Origin of the sequence: Mechercharimyces sp. CAU 1602 (assembly GCF_024753565.1) — a bacterium.
GTDB lineage: Bacteria > Bacillota > Bacilli > Thermoactinomycetales > JANTPT01 > Mechercharimyces.
On record NZ_JANTPT010000006.1, the window covers coordinates 1 to 18,954 of the forward strand.

General features: G+C 39.4%; 23 protein-coding genes. 2 read left to right on the forward strand and 21 right to left on the reverse strand.

Annotated features, from left to right (window positions below):
- Positions 1–191: hypothetical protein (locus NXZ84_RS14730; RefSeq protein ID WP_258841112.1), on the forward strand; the 191-nt coding region annotated here is incomplete at its 5' end.
- Between the two features lie 81 nt (positions 192–272).
- Here the strand turns inward: NXZ84_RS14730 and NXZ84_RS14735 are convergent.
- Together NXZ84_RS14735 and NXZ84_RS14740 are read right to left on the reverse strand one after the other, a co-directional pair.
- Complete coding sequence (locus tag NXZ84_RS14735; protein WP_258841113.1) at positions 273–1,625, reverse strand: AsnC family protein; 1,353 nt, start codon at positions 1,623–1,625, stop codon at positions 273–275.
- A gap of 305 nt (positions 1,626–1,930) precedes the next feature.
- Entirely contained in the window at positions 1,931–2,062 is a 132-nt protein-coding gene (locus NXZ84_RS14740) for a hypothetical protein (RefSeq protein ID WP_258841114.1), read from the reverse strand.
- Positions 2,063–2,223: 161 nt separating this feature from the next.
- Between NXZ84_RS14740 and NXZ84_RS14745 the strand changes: the two genes are divergently transcribed.
- On the forward strand, positions 2,224–3,213 hold the full coding sequence (locus NXZ84_RS14745) for a hypothetical protein (protein ID WP_258841116.1): 990 nt from the start codon (positions 2,224–2,226) through the stop codon (positions 3,211–3,213).
- A 120-nt stretch (positions 3,214–3,333) separates the two neighbouring features.
- Here the strand turns inward: NXZ84_RS14745 and NXZ84_RS14750 are convergent, their stop codons facing one another.
- The 19 genes from NXZ84_RS14750 to NXZ84_RS14845 all read right to left on the reverse strand — a co-directional run bounded on the left by NXZ84_RS14750 (position 3,334) and on the right by NXZ84_RS14845 (position 18,909).
- Entirely contained in the window at positions 3,334–3,510 is a 177-nt protein-coding gene (locus tag NXZ84_RS14750; protein ID WP_258841118.1) for a hypothetical protein, read from the reverse strand.
- A gap of 315 nt (positions 3,511–3,825) precedes the next feature.
- Positions 3,826–4,062, reverse strand: a complete 237-nt coding sequence (locus NXZ84_RS14755) for a hypothetical protein (RefSeq protein WP_258841119.1) — start codon at positions 4,060–4,062, stop codon at positions 3,826–3,828.
- 476 nt (positions 4,063–4,538) lie between these two features.
- The gene (locus tag NXZ84_RS14760; RefSeq protein ID WP_258841120.1) at positions 4,539–4,829 is read right to left on the reverse strand and encodes a hypothetical protein; all 291 of its coding nucleotides are present in this window, start codon (positions 4,827–4,829) and stop codon (positions 4,539–4,541) included.
- Positions 4,830–4,929: 100 nt separating this feature from the next.
- A complete protein-coding gene (locus tag NXZ84_RS14765; protein WP_258841121.1) occupies positions 4,930–5,301 on the reverse strand; it encodes a hypothetical protein in 372 nt (123 codons plus the stop codon).
- 505 nt (positions 5,302–5,806) lie between these two features.
- Positions 5,807–6,235 (reverse strand): hypothetical protein, encoded by a 429-nt coding sequence (locus NXZ84_RS14770; RefSeq protein ID WP_258841122.1) that lies wholly within the window; start codon positions 6,233–6,235, stop codon positions 5,807–5,809.
- 35 nt (positions 6,236–6,270) lie between these two features.
- The gene (locus NXZ84_RS14775) at positions 6,271–6,840 is read right to left on the reverse strand and encodes a hypothetical protein (protein WP_258841123.1); all 570 of its coding nucleotides are present in this window, start codon (positions 6,838–6,840) and stop codon (positions 6,271–6,273) included.
- Positions 6,841–6,894: 54 nt separating this feature from the next.
- Positions 6,895–7,158: a hypothetical protein gene (locus tag NXZ84_RS14780; protein ID WP_258841124.1), complete on the reverse strand. Its 264-nt coding sequence runs from the start codon at positions 7,156–7,158 to the stop codon at positions 6,895–6,897.
- A 50-nt stretch (positions 7,159–7,208) separates the two neighbouring features.
- Positions 7,209–7,361 (reverse strand): hypothetical protein, encoded by a 153-nt coding sequence (locus NXZ84_RS14785; protein ID WP_258841125.1) that lies wholly within the window; start codon positions 7,359–7,361, stop codon positions 7,209–7,211.
- 379 nt (positions 7,362–7,740) lie between these two features.
- Complete coding sequence (locus NXZ84_RS14790) at positions 7,741–7,914, reverse strand: ribbon-helix-helix domain-containing protein (RefSeq protein WP_258841126.1); 174 nt, start codon at positions 7,912–7,914, stop codon at positions 7,741–7,743.
- Between the two features lie 55 nt (positions 7,915–7,969).
- Positions 7,970–8,488, reverse strand: coding sequence for a hypothetical protein (locus NXZ84_RS14795; protein ID WP_258841127.1), 519 nt, complete (start codon positions 8,486–8,488; stop codon positions 7,970–7,972).
- A 777-nt stretch (positions 8,489–9,265) separates the two neighbouring features.
- A complete protein-coding gene (locus NXZ84_RS14800; RefSeq protein ID WP_258841128.1) occupies positions 9,266–9,979 on the reverse strand; it encodes a GumC domain-containing protein in 714 nt (237 codons plus the stop codon).
- Positions 9,980–10,037: 58 nt separating this feature from the next.
- Positions 10,038–10,667, reverse strand: a complete 630-nt coding sequence (locus NXZ84_RS14805; RefSeq protein ID WP_258841129.1) for a recombinase family protein — start codon at positions 10,665–10,667, stop codon at positions 10,038–10,040.
- 289 nt (positions 10,668–10,956) lie between these two features.
- Positions 10,957–11,496 (reverse strand): hypothetical protein, encoded by a 540-nt coding sequence (locus NXZ84_RS14810; protein ID WP_258841130.1) that lies wholly within the window; start codon positions 11,494–11,496, stop codon positions 10,957–10,959.
- A 449-nt stretch (positions 11,497–11,945) separates the two neighbouring features.
- Positions 11,946–12,929: a transglycosylase SLT domain-containing protein gene (locus tag NXZ84_RS15145; protein WP_309495982.1), complete on the reverse strand. Its 984-nt coding sequence runs from the start codon at positions 12,927–12,929 to the stop codon at positions 11,946–11,948.
- Positions 12,890–13,402: a hypothetical protein gene (locus NXZ84_RS14825; RefSeq protein ID WP_258841131.1), complete on the reverse strand. Its 513-nt coding sequence runs from the start codon at positions 13,400–13,402 to the stop codon at positions 12,890–12,892. The genes NXZ84_RS15145 and NXZ84_RS14825 overlap by 40 nt, the downstream gene beginning before the upstream one ends.
- Positions 13,399–15,381 (reverse strand): hypothetical protein, encoded by a 1,983-nt coding sequence (locus NXZ84_RS14830; protein WP_258841132.1) that lies wholly within the window; start codon positions 15,379–15,381, stop codon positions 13,399–13,401. The genes NXZ84_RS14825 and NXZ84_RS14830 overlap by 4 nt, the downstream gene beginning before the upstream one ends.
- A gap of 47 nt (positions 15,382–15,428) precedes the next feature.
- Positions 15,429–15,905, reverse strand: a complete 477-nt coding sequence (locus tag NXZ84_RS14835; protein WP_258841133.1) for a hypothetical protein — start codon at positions 15,903–15,905, stop codon at positions 15,429–15,431.
- The gene (locus NXZ84_RS14840) at positions 15,902–18,556 is read right to left on the reverse strand and encodes an ATP-binding protein (protein WP_258841134.1); all 2,655 of its coding nucleotides are present in this window, start codon (positions 18,554–18,556) and stop codon (positions 15,902–15,904) included. Before NXZ84_RS14840 ends, NXZ84_RS14835 begins: the two co-directional genes overlap by 4 nt.
- A complete protein-coding gene (locus NXZ84_RS14845) occupies positions 18,553–18,909 on the reverse strand; it encodes a hypothetical protein (protein ID WP_258841135.1) in 357 nt (118 codons plus the stop codon). Before NXZ84_RS14845 ends, NXZ84_RS14840 begins: the two co-directional genes overlap by 4 nt.
- Positions 18,910–18,954: the final 45 nt, after the last annotated feature.

Below are 18,954 nucleotides of genomic sequence, written 5' to 3' on the forward strand. Positions count from 1 at the left end.
GCCACCCCCAGCTTCTCCCCCTAAAAGACCTAAAGACTAAAAGCCTCTCTGTTCCCCTAGTGAATATAAAAAGGGAAGTGGCTTGTTGCCACCCCCAGCTTCTCCCCCTAAAAGACCTAAAGACTAAAAGCCTCTCTGTTCCCCTAGTGAATATAAAAAGGGAAGTGGCTTGTTGCCACCCCCCGTTGTAAGATCCAAGCAAATTATTTCCCAAAAGCCTGTCCAAATATATATGTTTATAGTGACAGTGATTTCATGGGAACATACGTTTCTTATGACCGCTCTATAGTGACAGTGATTTCATGGGAACTATTGTTCTTGATTTCTTTCTTTAACTGCTGAACCCTTCTGACAGTAACTTGCAGTTCTTCAGCTAACATCCTGTTTGTCATATCTGGACTACTCTCTAATAGCTCACGTAACTGACCAATTTTCTCGTCTACTTTCTGCCGTTTGTTTTTAATATGTTCCTCTTGAGTAATTGATCCACGCTTATCCCTTACATATTCCGTATTCCGCTTCCGCTTAGTCTCCCTATTAATTAATACTCGCATATGCTCTATTTCTTCATCAGTAATGTCTAGCTTGCGAATAATTGTTGAGGCCTTTTCAGGCTTAATAAGATTGCTTGGTAAGCCAATCATTTTGTATTCATTTGCTTTAAAAGCTTTTAAAAAGTCTAAAGCGTCTTTACAAGCAGATTTTGCTACAGATTCTAATTCTTTAATTAACAATGGCTCTTTAAATCTCTCATTTGCTTGTCGAGCAAATACAATCGTGCTTTTTTGTTCTTTGAGAATCAAGGCGATTGTAAAACAGTAGGTATATAAGTAAGTATTCCGGTATCCTGTCATTACCCCATTTCTCAAATCCAAAAGACGATCTAGATCATCTTTTTTCTTTGTGTTAAGGGAATATAGATTAACAATACCCCTTGGTGAAGGTAAAACAACTACCTCTTTTTTCTTCTTTTTTCGCCTACTCTTTCGGGTATCTTCAATAGGCGTACAATAGCTGTAGAGTGTCCCTAGATCGTATTCAACTGGATTCCATATATCAACGGTGGTTTTAGCCATATTCTTTTGATTTACCGTATTAGGAAACCGTAAGACCCGTGTGGGGTCTGTTGTCTGAGAGTCTGCTCCTAAAAAAGAGAGCTTGGATATATATTGCGAGGTAATGTATCGGCTTAACCATGAGATGGTCGGAGCCGCCCCACCTTTAATTCCATAGATGAGTTGCAGCCCTCTACCACTATCGATAAGGAGGTTTGGCTCTGGTATTACCTGATCCAGTATAAGGGCTTGAATCTCATCGCCTGCTTCTTCTACTGTTGCTCCTACATTGTATATATCGAGATCTAACCCTATATTACGAATTTGACGTAAATCTGACTCCTTACGGCTACCAAAACTGAATGCATTAAGAGAAAGATAGATATTGCTTGTCGTATTCATCTCTGCATACTGAATCATTTTCTCAATGTCTTTCATTCCCCAAGATCGTTGAATTCTCTGTGGAAGTTGCAAAGTAGATATAAATCCCGTCTTTTTATTTGCAGAAGCGTAACACTCTGTCCATCTTTTTATTTCTGTTTCTGTCTCCACTCGAGCCAGAATAGACATAACTAATACTCTCCCTCTGCGGGGAAACGACAAATTATAACCAATAAATGCTGTTGCATACCCTGCCTCAGGAATGGTATCATAAAAGCAAAAGCAGAATCAAAATGTAAAAGGGCATGAAGATGACCTTTTACTACAACAGTAAATACCTTGTCTGAAGACCGTTACTAGTTTGGCGACTGGTGGAACGGTCTTCCGTCGTTTCTACCGCCTCTATTTTTTTCCGTTACATTGATAGTAGCGTATCCACCCTCTTTTTGTCTACTAGATTCAAACAACGTCTTTTATTTCCATTTCTCCTCTGCTCAACCATCAACGTAAAAAGCCCATTCTATCCCTCTTAAACCTTTGATAGAGGCAGGGAAAAACTTTTCGCCCGCTTCTAGCGGCTTCGCCCTTGCAATGATAAGAGGGCGGCGCAGCTGCCTTGCTGACAAGGGCAATTCAGGGGGAAAAGCGGCTCTACTTTGCCCTTGTCGTATTGTACTGCCGCCCCTTATCATTGCAAGGATCAAAAACTTTTTCCCTAGTGCTTTATACTTAAGTAAATTTTAATGATTTCTCAGTAAGTTACAGGAGATATTTGGAGGAGATATTAATGATCAAAATCGAGAAAAATGACCAATTCAAAGGTAGTGAATTACAACGAATAATTGATCATCATTTCCTGAGCCTATCACAAATCGCTGAGAGGCTTCATACGACACGTAAAGAAGTAAAACGTCTGGTCAACGAAAATAAGCTAGTCCCTAGTATATCTAAGCCGGATGCACTTCTCTTCCGACTGAAAGATATTAATCACTTACAGCCTGAATATACCTCAAAAGCTAATCGCATATGGTCTGACCAAACAGGTACTACTCATAAGAGCCTCAAGTTCTTTAGTGAGCATAAGGAATACCTTGATCAAATAAAATCGATCTACGTTTATTTCAACCATATGGACGCTATCTTGGATGGATACTATGAAATCCCTTCAATGATGAACGGAGAGAGATTTCAATACTTAGACTCTCCGCTAATGATCATTCGAGATATTAAAGAACAAGAAGTTTGGCTAGGAGGATGTAATTGCGGATATGGAGGAACAGGTCCTCATGGATCTATGGATTTGCTTACAGATCTCGGATTAGACAATGAAATGGTTCAATTGATTCCGAACCACCATGTGGTCAAATACTTAAGGGATCCACAAGATGCTTCATGGGAAGCAATTTGTCATAAGGGGACTGGCGGGGGTGTCTACTTACACCAAAATCAATTTACTTTGCTCAACTCCTCACCTGATTCTGAGGCTTTGGAGTTTGTACAGAGGTATCAGCAATTCATCCCAGACCCCATTTCATTGACTATTTTTGAAAATAACGAGGAAATTACTGAGAATGACTACTACTGCGAAAAAGAAAACGAATTCTACAACACCGTTATCCAAGATCGATCCGGAAGAAAAATTTGTCTGAATCCCATGATTTATAATCAGCCGTTAAACCAACAAGATCATTGGATTGGCATTTTGAATACATTCGGTTTTTCAATGCCAGAAAATGAGTCCTTCTTTGATAAAATCAAACGAGCATTTTCTGACTAGTAAAAACATCGGGTTTACGACTTTACCCTTTTCGGGTAAAATAAAGGTGTGGATGTTAATAATAAAGACACGAACTCGGTCTCACCACCGAGTCCGTGTCTTCCTAGAGAGACTTATTTGTCACAGGAAGTCCGGTTCTCGTTGGTAGCGATCCCGGACTTCTTGCTGTTCTTCTGTTGTAGCCAATGGATTAGGATCGGTGGCCCGAAAGCCAAAAACCCCGGCCAAATCACAAAGACTAAAACATAGGAAAGCAAGTCCACCATATGGATTCACCTCCTTCCACATGAGTCTCATGGGAAGCATCACCTCCTTTACGGGGATTAGTATAGGGTGTAATCTGCTTTAGACCCTATTCTCTGTAAACACAGAAAACAAGTCGAATTCAGACCCTCTTCTTATCCTCCTGGAGATGACTAGTTCCTCCAAAGGCTTACGTCCGGCACCTAACGAGCTCGTGCCTTTCTATGATCATATCACTTTTGGGTGATAATTCCTATATATGCAATTAACAAAAATTAAAAGGGGTACCTATACCCCTTGAAACTATTTTAAATAGCCTTAGAAACGAAATTTGAAGACCGCCCCATATATTCTCCTTCTCTCTATTCTTTAGGTAGGAATATTTAGTTTGACTATCCCTTCATCTGTAAAAGAATTACCCGACTCTTCTACTATCTTCACATACCATTGTACCCAACACATCTCACATATTCTCGTGCCATCTCTCCTTTTTTTTGTGTTTTTCTCAAAATAGGTTAAACCACATTCGATACATTCAACCTCATCATTCATTGTTTCTGGATTAATTTTATTAGGGTGATTCTTGATTATCTTTTGATAGTCCATGTTGCCTCTCCTCCTCCAGTTGTTCTCCTGATAAAAAATTAGATATACCTAGATTCATTCAAGCGTCCCGTTTTTCCTTACCGAAAATTTCTTATTTAGTTTCCCACCTCCGATATTTCTTCCCCGACCATGCGTTCCTATGAACACCTTATTTAGTTCACATCTATCATTCTTCGGATCAAAAAGAAGCACTCTTGATGATTTCTTTAAATGCATTTCGTAGTAGTTCATATACGCCGACATTCCAAATCCCACTTTGCGTTCATTACTCATTACTTTCATCCTCTCCTGCCTAGCTCATTCAGCGATAAGGCGGCAAACCCTTACCGGACAGCGTTAAAACGCTGTTTCGCCTTGGAAGTTTCGTGGGAACATCCACAGTCTGGACAATCATATTCCCTCATTTGCCTTCTCCCCTTTTTGTCACTTTGAAGACAGCTACGCATCATTGTGCTTGTTTCAAAATGTCTATAGCTTTACCAGCTTAGCGACTTACCCTTGATGGTTAGAAAAATCATGAAGACAGGGATCACGAGACAGGCCGCAGGTAAAATAATTATAGCGAGTAATCTTTCTCCTACTCGCTTCATACCAAGCTTAAAGCCATATGTTAAGGAGGTATAAAGTGATAGGATTGAGAAAGAAACCAGAATATACATCATTGTTGAATAAGCAAATTGATCTCCAGTCAGTATTTCAATGAAATACAAAGCACTTATGACAACCGCTATGACTAGGGTTGCAATATTGAGAATCATTTGTTTCATACATAATCTCCTCCTATATTTATCATATTATACCATATTTTCATCTCTCTTATGGTAAACAAACTGTGGTTTTGTGATGTTGAGAGACTAATGAATTGAATCATTGCTTATCATTACTATTCTCTTCAAGATATTTTCTCAACTTTTCTTCACTCTTTTCATTCCTCCGGTTATTCATATCTTCGATTCTCTTCTGTAGAAATTCTCTTTCTTCATCTGAAATAGTCATCTCTTTAAGTTTTTGCTCTAATCTATAAATCGAACTAGCCTCTTCAATCTCTTTTTTCCTTACAAGTCGATCCCCCCTATCCGCTTCCTTCTTTTCACGAACTGAGAGATACACCGCATACCATATCAGAATTACCCCGACAAAACCGATCCACGGAGTAATTGGGTAGTCCCCAACAAAAACCAAGAGAATCACCAACAAGAGAAAGATAGTTCCAATGCTACTAACGACAGTACTTCTCATCAACTCCACCTCTACTGCGTAACGTGTGTATTATTTTTTGTGATTAAAAGGTTACCTCCCAAACACATAGGAAAAATATGTTTCTCCAAAAGCCCAAATTAAAACTGCCACGAGGGCTAACCCAATACTACTTGATAACAGACTCCAATTGCCTTTTACCCAACCAAGAACCGCTAGAAATAAAAACATTACAAAAATGATTAAGAATGACCATATCATGATTTAATACCCCTCCTGTTAGCCGTATTTTTCAAGCTGACAATCGTATTTTTTTGTGATCAAGAAAGGGCATGTAGCCCTTCCCTATCCTTTAGATCGTCCTAGATTAATAATTTCTCCTAGCTCCTCAACATCTCGGTCAGACCACAGCCAGTTCTTGATAGGAATACTTCGCTTCTAAGGACGCTACCGCCGCTGCGGAACAAGAGGAGTATACACGTCTTCTATCCCTTTTCCGCTTTAGATAACATGCTGTTGTTCCCTTTGGCTTTTGCTTCTAGGTAAGTCACTTTTTTGTTACTAAATCAAACCAAATTGCTATATCTTTAGGTGGGTACAGTAGGGAGAGGTTCTCATAGCCTTCGATCTTTGTATGTAAACCAAAGAAGAATTCTCCATCTTCAATAAACTCAATCTCCTCTCTTTTATAGTGATCAGATAATAAGATACTGAAAGATACCATTAATCGGTGGGGAATGCGTAGATTAACGTTGAAATTCTCCTTTGCATAAAACACCTGATTTCTGATCATGACAAACGAGTTCGGCTTCATATAAAGAATCAAATTTGGTTTTTTTTCAATCTCGGCATTTCCGACTATTTCAAATGTCTCTGGTTTCCCTCCAAAAGACATTTTAGATTCCCTATCAACCTTATGATGAAGATATACATTTTTTAAATCGGATCTTATTGTTCCACTCAAATTTGTATACATCAATTCACACTCCCTATGAAACTTTCATTTTGTAACTAAAAGAATATACCCCATATGACCAAAAAAATACCAGCAAGGATCGCCCCATAGAATGTTAGTGGTTTAATTATGGTTAGGGGCTCCCATGTAAAACTGAGCCTAGGAACAAATTTAGCAATGTACAGATGGATTTTAGGATAGTAGACAACCCTTATCCCTCCAGGATCTCCTTGTCCTTTTCGTATAGAAGATTCTAAGACTTCCAAAGGAATGATCTCATCTGCTTTTCCTTCCCCAGTAATAAAGGTTTCTAAGTTTAAACACATACGCTGGATATCACTTTTTTTACTTTCTCTTAAGAAACGAAACTTGGAAGAAGGGGTATATTCCCATTTCATATACTTGAAGAAATCCTTTTCCAGGTACAAAATCAGTCCAAACATTGGATCAGTGGAATAAGTCCAGACAGCTTCTACTGATTGCCAACTTTTTTCTGCCTTTTTGATCTGTCGCAAGATTTCCAACTCAAAAAACATTAGAGGGTTAACACGATTTCCCCAATCTATAGACTCTTCCACTAGATGAGTTAAGTTGAACCTTAAAAAGATGCGATCATCATCCAACAAGATTTCCCCCTTCGTTTGTCATTTTTGTTATAGGTGGGACTCTAGTGTCCATTTCTAGTCCTCCAACTCAATTTCAGGGTACTTAATCTCATCTCTTTTTATCTTTACGTCCCCCCATTCTATGTACCCTCTTTTATCCTTCCATTGATCGTAGACCGATTGCTGTAATCCCTCTGTTACTTGTATGTCCGAACCATTCTTTAACACAAATCTTAATTGTGTCTTGCTCCATTCATCCTTTCCCCACTCCTCTACTCGTGGCGCACTTTGCATGTTAATTGACGGGATGGCTTTACCTAATATCTTCCATATGTACAACTGCCTCCTTAAAATAGTAGTAAAACTTTCGTTTTGTAAACGAACGTATTTCACTTTTCCTCTTTGACATCTAAATGCACTTTGTATTGCTCTAGTGCCTCAGCAATAAATTGATTCCGACTAATTGCTTGCCCCCTCGCCAAAGACTCTTCTAGTTTTTTTCTTTCAACCCACTCAAGTAATTCAGGTTCAAGGTCTAACATGATTCTTGTTTTCTTTCGTGTCATAGTTGCCCTCCATCTGTTGTTATCTTCATTATATGATATCACGGATATCATTGCAATGATTTTTGAGGATTTTTTCGAAAACTATTTGGTGTAGAAGGAGCATCTATCGATTTTACCGCCATTTGAACAATATATGGTAAATACTCTTTAAAAAGTTCCTATAACCACTAGATTCGGAACTTTTCTACTTGAATGATTAGGGATTACCCTAGTTATTGATGAAGAATACAGCATGTAAGGCTCAAAGTACCGAATCCAAAACAAAAAAAGGAACTTAGAAATCACTTCTACACTTTATCGCCCCAAATGCGGGCGGCAATTGCAAGAGTAGAAACTCTCTTAGTTTATTTTTTTACTATGGTCTCATCTTCTTCTCATTGAGGAGCAACCGAAGCAATTGACTTCGATTCACCCCTTCTCTGGCAGCCAAATCATCCATAAGCTTTTTGTCAGCTTGACTTAAACGAAATGTCACTCGTGTAGGTTCTTCCAACTCTTGCGGTCGCCCACCCTTATTCTTATTTTCCAATTCAAACCTCTCCTCATAAAGAGGGAGGAAGAGACTCTCTCCCTCCCTCTTCACCCTAATAAATTTGATCTAAATCCCACAGCGTCATAGAAATGTCATCAATCTCGATAAGTGGGGAACCGTCAGCTTCATTGTAATCCCCTTTTAGATTATATTCGATTTGGAAATCTACCATTTCATGAAATTTATACCAAGCACACCCTCCGCTTAATTCTCCATCCTCAAATCCTTTTATGTCGTCTTCGCAATTATAAAGTGATTGACCTTCTCTTCCAACACGGTCTAGCGAGGCTAAGTGTACTTCATCCAAACTTAGCAAATAATCTATTTCCTCTACCGCCCGCTTTGACTCAGCAAGAACGTTTTCCCATAAGCGCACGTCATATTCTAATGTGTAGCCGAACCGTTTCTTCTCTTTCTCATAAAGATCAACATACTGTCCACTCTGGTTCCCTATTTCCACCAAATCATTTCTGAACTTCTCAGACTTTTCCTTCCTAAGTACCAAGCGATGCTCGATCTTGTCAAAATGCTTTCTTGCTTCATTTACCTTGGCTTGTAGCTTTTCATTCATCATGGTCAGCTCCTTTTAACTTTGAGAAAGGTCATACTCCCTTCTTCTTACTTTTATTATACCTTAAGTTTTGTATGAACAAAAGGGAACATAAACCGAACAATATGTGAACATTAGGTTAGGGTAAACCCTGTTTCATAAAACTTACAAACGCCACGGCAAATGTCTGCGGCGGTTGGAGGTTAATCACGAACAATCGAGAGTGGATCCTTTCTGGCCGGAGTTTAAAACCCGAACAATAAAAAGAAGATACAGTTGTTATGTTAATAACTAAAACCCGAACTAATGGTGGTGAAGGTGTTGTGATATCGACAGCTGGGGGTGGTATCAAGTAATTGGAGCGGTACCGGACAGAGAGAGGAGGAACGACGAACGAGGGAGGATAAGGAGCGGAAATCACTTGACACCTGCGCCCACGCCAAACGCTGAAAGATGCCTCAGCCCGGTGGGCTGAGGCTGGCTCCGTGCCGAGCGGTTCCCCCTGGGAGGGGGGTTAGGGGGTTGAGTTTTTTTGAGATAGAAGGATTCTTAAGGTGGTAGCCTTAAGCCGCCGGAGGCAATCTTTTGTCTTTTAAGCTGTTTTATGAGCTATCTATGGGTGAAACTACTTGATGAGTTTTATCAGCTAATCTAGTAACCATATATTCGCTGACAGAGGGGGGATATTATAGATTCGTAGGTAAAGTGAAACGGTTAGGCAAAGCGTAACAAAAACATTATTACTTTACTTTGAGGATAGTTAACCACAATGGACTATAATATCAAGGCGTTAACCAGTTAACCATCGTGGTCAATGCGGTTTAATATGTTGGTGATTTCCTCTAAGTGCTTTTCCTGTATCTCTTGTATTTTACGCTGGTAAGATTTTTCTTGGCGGAGTAAAGCCTTTGCTCGTGCATGATCCTTCTGTTTACGTAGGTCTTTCAACTGATTTGAAAGGCTCTCTGTTTCTTTTGCTTTTTCTCTTAGGACATCATTTTCATCTTTTAATCCTTTGTATTGGTTGATTAAACCAGTGAGGGTGTCTATTTTAGACTTGTACTCGTCGATGAGTTCACGGAGTGATGAATTTCCCTGTCTGATTTCTTCTAGCTGTTGTTCTGCAGTGGCTTTGTCTTCTTCGGCATCGGTTGTCCGTATATTTAAATCCCGATTTATCTGTTTTAACTCGCTGATTTGGTTTTGCAGCGAGGTTTGAATTTCGGTGTATTGTTCTTTTATTTTTTGTATTTGCTCTAGTGTTTCCTCCTGTTTGAAACTGGCTCTTTGTATGACATGGACGAAGAGCTGGTTAGTTCTGTGAGTATGTCTTTCTAGTTCTGCGATTTCCTCTCTATAACCAATAGGACTTTTCTTTGCCTCTTCAAGCTCTAGGATTGATAGAACGTATTCAAACCATTCTTTAGTAGACAAACCTGATATATCAATCATCTGTTTGGCTTTTTCTATTGTTTCGGGATTAGCTTTAACACCGAATGTTCTATCTGCCATGGTAATACCTCCTGACTTGGTTATCCTTAGAATCCAGTATTGACAGGAGGTTAACTGGTTAACCATGTTCTTGTTTGTAATCTCTCATAATATTGTAAAAGGTGTTTTTTTTCAGCCCTATTTTTCTCATAAACTCGACGGAGGTTATTTCTTTGTCTGTCCACTTAGAATAATTTTCTTTAATTATGTGACGCTGCTCTTTACTTAGGGAATCAAGGTTCTTCCTTGGTCGACCCAGATTCTTACCACTAGCTTTAGCTAGTGCGATCCCCTCAGCCTGCCTCTGACGGATCTTCTTACGTTCTTGGTCAGCAATGTAAGAAAGTAAACTGAGAAATTGATCTTCCATCAGCCTTCCCATATCACCCATCTCACGAAATTTCCTGCTATCAAAAAGGGCAGCGTTTTCGAGGACTATGATATCTGCTTGGAGCTTACGTGTGATTTCTCGCCATTCATTGATTACCGCGTCGTAATTGCGCCCTAAGCGATCTAAGGAGTCGACATAGACTATATCCCCCTCTCTTATAACCCGTTTCATCGCTAAGTACCCGTCTCTCTCAAATCCACTACCACTTTGCTTATCAACAAAAATCATCCGCTCTTCTATGCCCTGTTCCAGCATCTTTTTTATTTGTCGTTGCTCGTTCTGATCTCGTGTTGATACACGAACATAGCCAATCTTCATTTTCTCGTCCTCCTCTCTATTTAATTATACCCTATGTGTTTATAAAAGATATCTCTCATTAAAAAACGTTTATAAATAAACCCGATAACCTTTTAGGATATAAAAAACCGCTATGTGTTTAGTGGTTTATAAAGTATACCTTTTTAAACAAAGACAAAAGCCTTCTCTATGAAATAGAGAAGGCTTTTGTGAACCCCCAACGGCCCACCAAGGAATATACCAGAAATGATACCTAACCAACAAGTTTCAGAATGTGCTGTCGATCATCTTTCAGTACGGTGACCCCGTTTTAGTGGTTACGGTAGATTCCTGACTTTGAGACAGTCGTGTGGGTGACCCTCCCTTTCCGCTTAAACGTATCTCCCTCTTTTAATTGCTTCTGACGTTTCAAACTCTCTCTTAATAGAGGGAACGATACGTCATTGAGGATGTCGTACATTCTCTGAACTTCCGCTTCGGACGGCTGTTCTATTTTAAACAGGTGATTGATAGCTCTTAACGCACCATCTTTTCCCCTACGACAACTCAAAAGCCCCTGAATCTCTAATACCTCTATGAGAACCTTCTTGAAAGCGGTGAAATGTCTTGCATATGGCTTCTTGGTCTTCACAACTTCAGGGTACATTGAACGAAGCTTAAACACATTATCACGTTCAGCATTCCTATTTTTCCGCATCTGCTCGCTTTCCTCTACTGTAGAAGCTCCTTGAAGGATGAGCTGGAATTTTTTGAAACACTCATTGCCAATATAGAGACGGTTATTATTGTATATGTTAACGATAATATAGTTCGTTTTTAGGTTCGGCGTGTTACACAAATCACAACTCACTCTAAAACCTATGTCACCTTCTCGGATCTTGTCTTCATCTGCCCATTCTTCTCTTGCTTTATCAAAGTCAGATGATCGACTCGCATCTGTGAGACGTTTTTTGGAGAGAGGTCCTGGTTCCTTAATTTCCTTTTTTTTGCTTATTGTAACCCACTCCTCTCAAATTGAAATAAAGCCGCTCTATCTAACTAGAGTGTCTACTCTGATTATAGCATAATAGATAAACGGATCTTTTAAATGTCTAAACATACAAAAACCCTCTCCATTCATAGAGAGGGTTAAGACCTTTCATAGAAAAAAATAAAATACAAGGTACATTAAGGGAAACAGGATCGAAAAAAGAACAATCAACACACTTAATCCAAAGACAGTCACTATACTATCTCCAGGTTCTTTACAGTTACATCTGTATCGGCATCGTGAACACCCCATGATACCATCTCCTTCTTTTATTCCAAGTAGGGTGCAGGGTCAACCTTATTTCCATCTTTACGGACTTCAAAGTGGAGATGAGGACCCGATGAGTCTCCATTGTCACCAATTCCTCCAATTGGTTCTCCCTTTTTCACTTTATCTCCTTTTATTAATCCTGACTTTACCTGATGCTGCCACATATGAGCGTATAAAGTTTTTAATCCCTTTCCATGATCAATAATAATGTAGGTGCCATAACCCGTTTCCATGTGAGGTACCTTCCTTATCAATTCTATGACTCCGTTATCCGCTGCTACAATGGGAGTATCTATTGGACCTGCAAAGTCTAAAGCATAATGAAAGCCCCCAGCTCTTGGACCAAATTTAGAGGATTGATATGTTCCTGGAGCCGGATGTGTAAATTCTCCTGTACCTGTTAAAAATTCTCCTTTTTCAACTTTCTCTTTGAACTCTTCGTAATATTTCATAACTTTCTCCACATAATCTCTGGTCTCGGTTATATATGGAATTTGACCCCCGGCTTGATCTACTCTACCAGGCCCTGCATTATATGCAGCTAGAGCAAGTTCAAGGTTTCCTTCATACCGATCCAACATTTTTTTTAAGTATTTACTTCCTCCCATGATGTTTTGTTTTGGATCAAACGGATCCTTCACTCCCATCTCCTTGGCAGTTCCCGGCATGAGTTGCATTAGTCCCATGGCCCCTGCTTCTGAAGTAACCTTGGGATTAAATCCACTCTCTTTCTTTATAACCGCCGCAATCAGAGCGGGGTTGAGTTCATACTTCGCTGCTGCTTGATTAATATTTTCCGCATAATCTACCTGCCCTATCATCATGAACATGTCTTCTTCTTCTTCCTGACTTATATAGTCTTGTGTACCTGAACCAACAAACATTACTAACATCAATGCGGTAGGTATTCCAATTAGAATACATAGAGCTACAATAATTCCTTTCATGGGAGAGGAGTTTTCAATTGTTCCTTGACTTTCCATTCTCCATTCTCCTTTCCCACTCGCAGATACAAATATGTGTGCTCTGTGTTCACCACACAACTTGTGCTAATTATCCAATCTTGATTATCTTTTCTAATACCTGATACAAGAATCTCATTCCATTTTTGTTCTCGAGCGATCACTGATTTTAATATTTGTTTATAGTAGTGAAAGTGATATTCTGAGGCTACAGTGACAACTTCTTTTGGCGGAGTATGTTGCGTCGGAACGACTTTAACTTGAGGCATATACTCATTTTCCTCTTCTTTCAATTCCTCTGCTTTAGATGGAGAAGAGGGAACGGTCTCCTCTTCTCCATCTAAAGTACTTTCTTCCTTCTGATGATTCTCTTTTTCCCTAATAAGGGAGGTAGTTGACTCTTGAGATTCTTCTTTCTCACCAAACCAGTACATATATCCACAAACACCCACACCTAACCAAACTAACACAATGATGATTATATTTTTTTTCATACTTTCCACCTTCTTTTATTTGCTGGTGGATGCTGAGTTCTCTTTTGATCTATAACCCTTAGCTTGCTAGCTGCTTGTTTCCGAACTGCTTTATAATCTTCATATTCTCTCCGTGATTGGAATGCGTTCGATACGGATTGAACTACACCAAAGGTTTTCGCTTGTTCATCATTCTTAACATATTTTTCTTTATAATTGTTTAAATCTTCATTCGAATAAGGATTTAAGCCTTTTCTCTTTATATCATTAAATACCTTGGTTTCATCACTGCCTTCCTCAAATGGCGATTCCGGACTGGATTGCGAGGATGAAAACGGTTTATTAACGAAATCATCCGGTATATAATTATCCCCTTCTTTATTTACAACAGGATGACTTAAATCAATTCCTTTCTTAAGCGATCCAATCTCCTGATTACTGCCACTTTCTCTTCCAATTTGTTGTTGTTGACTTCTTTGACTTCCAGCTCCGCGTCCAAACATCGCACCTAGCTTTCCACCTAATAGCCCGGGATTTCCTGTAGCTGCTGCCGCTGCTGCACTACCAGCCAACTCCACCCCATCTTTCCCCGTATCTACTGCCTTCTTACCATTGCTATTCACCACGCTCTGTATTTGGCCAGCCATCCATCCTCCTGGACCGGATACAATTTGGAATACAGTTTTGTAACCCACAATACATCCAATAAAAATGACCAAATGCAGTAGATACATAATTCCTAAGCCAACTTTTGAATTAGCACCAAAATAGTAAATCGTCGACGAGAGCCAAATCATGATTACGAGGACAAACGCAGCGAGCACTTTATACAGGCCGGCAATGGCAAATGCCTGAATCCAAGTTAACATGACCTTTCGACCTAAAGGGGGCCAGATCATAGTCATGCTAAGTAAGGGAAACACCATGCCTAAAAAGATAAAAACTGCAAATGCAACAATTTGTGAAAGAGCCATTAACAAGGCTAAACATCCATAAGCAGTGCCCAGTATCATTGTAAACACGGTACCAACCATTCTCCATCCTGAACCCCAGACCGTCATTAGAGGATAAATGGTTTCTTGTTTGATTTCAAAAGACTTGGGAGCGAAAGTATTGTACATATCTTTATACTGATTGTTATCTGTCAACTCCAGAACAAATTGTTGCCTCTCCATCTGCTCTAGAGGCATTAGAGGGTTCAAACTGAGTATTTTGTCTCCATCATTGATTAATTGTAGATCTCGCTTGGTATACAATAATACCCCTTCACTATCATGATAACCTCGCGGAAAATCACCAAACTCATTTAGCATCCATGGCTTATAACGATAAACATCGTGAAATTGCTCTCCCCAACGAATTAACGCTTCTTTTCTCGCATTTTTAAATAAACTTTCCTCTGGCATATTAATTTTATCGGTCTTCCAATGATTAACATCTATTTGGTTTGATACTAGAAAAATGGTATCTGAACCAATTTCCCCTGCACTGTGCAAGGTTCGCATCACCGTGCCCATGTTCCCTAAAACGACACCCAGTATTAGTAAAATCACAAATACTTCAATGAATTTATCTTTCAAGTTCCCGCGAATTAAGGATAAAGAAATGTAGAAAGCAAATCCAACGATGAATAGAGTAAACGCCTTACCAAAAATAAGTCCATCTCTCATTTTCTTACTAAATGAATCCGCTGCATTGAACATATTTTCAAACTCAGTGAAATTGAAGCTGAGTTGAACGGTATAGATCACTACTTCTGTTGACAGGGAAATTATTTGCCACATAAAATTCAAAGCCAATATGACTCCAAAGTTGAACTGTCCTGAGAATGTGTTCTCAAAATCCATAATGTAGGAAACAGATGGGTACTTTTCATAGCTCGGTGTCACCTTGGTTTCAAACATTGGTTCATCCGGCAGGTATGCATCTATTATCCCTTCATCTCCGATGACTTCCCTTGTTTGCTCTGGCTCTGCTGATACACCTCCTATTGGAAACATGGATAACAACAAGCATATACAGATCAAATACCGGAGCTTTGACTTTCTCATCTCGTACTCACTTCCTTCCATTCAGCATTTATCAAGTCATGATAGGAAACTTGAAAGTCAATCCCGAATCCAGCTACTTTCCATTGATCTTTTTCGTAATGAAGAACAACCTGTATCATGTAGTCGTTATCTGCTTGATGCACATAGAATGTTTTTTTTGTATCGGATTGCTCGTGAAAAGTAGACGGAGCTAATTCTATGGAAGAACGTGTTGTCGGATTTCTCTTTGCTGCATTGATCTGAACTTCAATAGTTTCTTTAGCTAACCCTGATTTGGCTTTATCCGTCAACAATGAATATGCCTTCTCTGAATCACTGTTAAGATAAACGGCTTCATACAGATCTAAAACGACCTGTTCTCTATCATCATTCTTCAAGGAAAGCTGAAAAATGATGATAGAACCTAAAATGAAAGTGATTGATAACAGAATACTGAGCACAGGGGAAGCTTTTAAAATTTTTATCAAGTTCACACTCCCACCTCCTGAAGATGATGGTAACGCAGGTGACCATAAGTAGCTTCTCTTTTGTCATTTGCCGTTTTATCGGTTCGGAATGCCTGGTACAATACTGGATCAATTTCATCCAACCGAAATGTTACCAAGCCCACCCGCCCTTTAAAGTCACGTAACAAAAAGCGCCCTGAGTGCATAATCTCTTTATTTTGTAACAACTCTAGTATGTCAGACGAAGGAGTGATGCCAAGAAAGCGACACGCTTTTTTTGCTTCTACTTCATCATCGACTCGATAGACAAAGCGATTTCCTAAGTTAGAGCGGACTTCAGATGCTTGATCTTCATCATCGGTCGAATTATCTAAAACTAAGTCTCTCATATTGTGCGTACAGAGTTGAACCTTATTGTTCATGCTCCGGCCAGTTCTCAGAAGCACGCGAATCATAGAAGCAATCTCGGGTTCAGCCGTAAAATCATACAATTCATCGAATAGCACCGTGCGAAACTCTGCTTTTGCATCTACAAACTCTCTACAAACATCGGCAATTCCCATAAAAACGGCTTTACGAAGCCTGTTAGTCGGATCTTCTTCGCTTTGCTGCTGTAACCCTCTAACCTGTAAGATAGTTACATGTTTTGAGTAGTCAATCGGTTCCTCGTTCCCTTCACCGATTAATAGTTGGGCTAATGACGAGTTGGCATGGTAACGCAAATCAGCTAATGCTTTAGCTACTTCTCTTTCGGCAGCTTGCGTAACATGATCCAAGTCAGGAAACTCTTCAAAACGGATTTTTTTATTTAGGAACCCTTCCATCACTTCGATAACACGAGTCATACACGGTTGATTGTTTGTTAATACTCCTTCTGGTATCAACTTCCTTTTTTCAGGATTAATAACCATGTCAATTCCATAGCCAATCACTTTTCCAGCCCACGTATCAGATGATGTTTTTGTCAAGTACCACATGATCCGCTTGGCACTATTAATTGCTTTGATGTCTTCTTGATAATCTTTTACGCGCAAGAGTGGATCTAGCTTTCCCTTATCACTTGACCCTTCTCGCAAAGTTACGATATTCACTTTTCCCTTTAGATACGGAATTTCAAATGGCCATGCCCATCGCTCATTCTTGGGATCAAAAATGAGAGCTTTTCCCCCCCTTTTAACTTCTTCGATAACCATGTAATTAGCGAGCATAGATTTCCCTGTACCAGGAGGACCAAAATTTATACTCGAATGTGTAGCAGACTTTAGAGGATCTCTAGTAGCTACAAGGGGATCATTTAGGACGGGTACCTGATCATTCAAACCCGTGTAACCAATCAAATATCCCGTTTGATCACCCAACTGAATGCCACCGAGAGGATGTAAAGCTGCCAACCACTGACTCGTTAATTTCAAATTGTAGAGATGACCCAATGCTTTAGAAGGAACAGCTGGAAGTGTATGATAAAACAATTGCTTTTGAATTTGCTTTGGAATGATGATCTTGTAATCACCAAGTGTTTCAACAACCTTTTCCCTTCTCTCCATAACCTGGCTCTTTGTCTCTCCCCACACACAGAGAATAATCTGAGTCCGAAACATAGGATACTCTTTTTCACTAAAATCATAGATCAGTGCTTCTGAATCCTGTAGTTGTTTATTAGTGTTGTAACCGACTTCCTTACCTCGATTTACATCAGACTGTCCTTTGGATCGTGTAAAACGCCGAGCACGACTCACTTGCCCTACTGTGTATTCCCAGGATTGAGGCACAAATTGAACAGAAATTTCAACTGGAAAATCAAATATTTGTTGGACTATCTTAAACAAACCCGTTTCATGCGGATAATAAACAGTTCCGCCTGGCTTCTGCTTCACCACCATAAATGAAAAATATCCTTCTTTAGTCCCATGAGCAGTTTCCTTTTCAAATCGCAACATGCCTTTATTCCCTGGATCAAGTTCTACATCAGCAAAATCAGGAATGATCTCATCCGGTGAACAAGTTATCAACTCTACTGCTCCTTCTTCCTCACTCTCGTGATATATCAACTCATTTTCCTGTTGCGGTTTATCTGGTTCCATTCCTCTCGTTGCAGTCCGCTCCAAAAGCCAACTTACTTCTTCATAGCTCAATCGCTTAATGTTAAAATAAGTTTTTAAGGTATTAAATGTTTTCTGTTCATCTATTAGAAAGCGATCCCACTGACTTTTTGGAAGAGTGAATGGCTGACCGCCCAATTTAGATTCCATCTTTCTCAATGGATTTCTGAAGTTTTCCAAAAATAGATTGAGAGCATCCTTCCATGGATGGCCTAAAATTTCTTTTACAGATAGTGCTAGAAAGAGCCTATACTGATAGGGAACAGAAAGAATATGATCCCGTTGCTTAATAACAGATTCTTCATACGCAGATCGCAAATTAAAGGGAACATACTCATCATCTACTCGAAGATTTGTTTCAGGATCAAAGCGGGTTGGAACTTGAATGAAAGTCCCTGCTCTCTTAAGCTTTGCTAATGTCACTTCAACTTCTGCCAATCGTTGTAAATCATCCTCATCAGTTGTAAAGTCGGAATGATCTTGTATAACTTCATACAATGCGATTGCCTCAGGCTTATTAAAAACAACTGAAGATACAACTAAGTTTTCCGCCCTCATGACGTAAGGAATATTTTTCATTTTTTTTCTCCTTTCTCATTCAATGGAATAAACTTTTTTTTGGAGAACACCATCACGTATACTAACCATCTCCAAAAGCTCAAGCCATCTTTAGGCAAAAGCGTAACAACAAATGATATGGCCAATGGAATGAGAATGACTTGTATAAACCACCAATCCTCTTCAAAGGTCCAATCATAGAAAATACTGAGAGGATAGATATCTCCTATCTTCCAAAAGAAAGCCATTCCTAAAATGAAAACCGAGATGAAATCCCAAATGATGTTGGTAGCATTTCTACCAGAAACAACCCAATCAAACGCGTGATTGTAGGAACGGATTCGTACTCCTTTTGTTTCTTTTTTTTCATTCATCTTTATCCCCTCTATCTGGAGAGAATAAGATAAGAGCAGTGGCTC

Excerpts from the sequence above, each read along its gene's own strand:
- NXZ84_RS14755 (WP_258841119.1), bottom strand. The coding sequence starts at position 4,062 with ATGGACTATCAAAAGATAATCAAGAATCACCCTAATAAAATTAATCCA.
- NXZ84_RS14765 (WP_258841121.1), bottom strand. The coding sequence starts at position 5,301 with ATGAGAAGTACTGTCGTTAGTAGCATTGGAACTATCTTTCTCTTGTTG.
- NXZ84_RS14745 (WP_258841116.1), top strand. The coding sequence starts at position 2,224 with ATGATCAAAATCGAGAAAAATGACCAATTCAAAGGTAGTGAATTACAA.
- NXZ84_RS15145 (WP_309495982.1), bottom strand. The coding sequence starts at position 12,929 with ATGGAAAGTCAAGGAACAATTGAAAACTCCTCTCCCATGAAAGGAATT.
- NXZ84_RS14760 (WP_258841120.1), bottom strand. The coding sequence starts at position 4,829 with ATGAAACAAATGATTCTCAATATTGCAACCCTAGTCATAGCGGTTGTC.
- NXZ84_RS14840 (WP_258841134.1), bottom strand. The coding sequence starts at position 18,556 with ATGAAAAATATTCCTTACGTCATGAGGGCGGAAAACTTAGTTGTATCT.
- NXZ84_RS14830 (WP_258841132.1), bottom strand. The coding sequence starts at position 15,381 with ATGTTTCCAATAGGAGGTGTATCAGCAGAGCCAGAGCAAACAAGGGAA.
- NXZ84_RS14800 (WP_258841128.1), bottom strand. The coding sequence starts at position 9,979 with ATGGCAGATAGAACATTCGGTGTTAAAGCTAATCCCGAAACAATAGAA.
- NXZ84_RS14735 (WP_258841113.1), bottom strand. The coding sequence starts at position 1,625 with ATGTCTATTCTGGCTCGAGTGGAGACAGAAACAGAAATAAAAAGATGG.
- NXZ84_RS14805 (WP_258841129.1), bottom strand. The coding sequence starts at position 10,667 with ATGAAGATTGGCTATGTTCGTGTATCAACACGAGATCAGAACGAGCAA.
- NXZ84_RS14825 (WP_258841131.1), bottom strand. The coding sequence starts at position 13,402 with ATGAAAAAAAATATAATCATCATTGTGTTAGTTTGGTTAGGTGTGGGT.
- NXZ84_RS14750 (WP_258841118.1), bottom strand. The coding sequence starts at position 3,510 with ATGAGACTCATGTGGAAGGAGGTGAATCCATATGGTGGACTTGCTTTC.
- NXZ84_RS14795 (WP_258841127.1), bottom strand. The coding sequence starts at position 8,488 with ATGAATGAAAAGCTACAAGCCAAGGTAAATGAAGCAAGAAAGCATTTT.
- NXZ84_RS14785 (WP_258841125.1), bottom strand. The coding sequence starts at position 7,361 with ATGTTAGACCTTGAACCTGAATTACTTGAGTGGGTTGAAAGAAAAAAA.
- NXZ84_RS14845 (WP_258841135.1), bottom strand. The coding sequence starts at position 18,909 with ATGAATGAAAAAAAAGAAACAAAAGGAGTACGAATCCGTTCCTACAAT.
- NXZ84_RS14770 (WP_258841122.1), bottom strand. The coding sequence starts at position 6,235 with ATGTATACAAATTTGAGTGGAACAATAAGATCCGATTTAAAAAATGTA.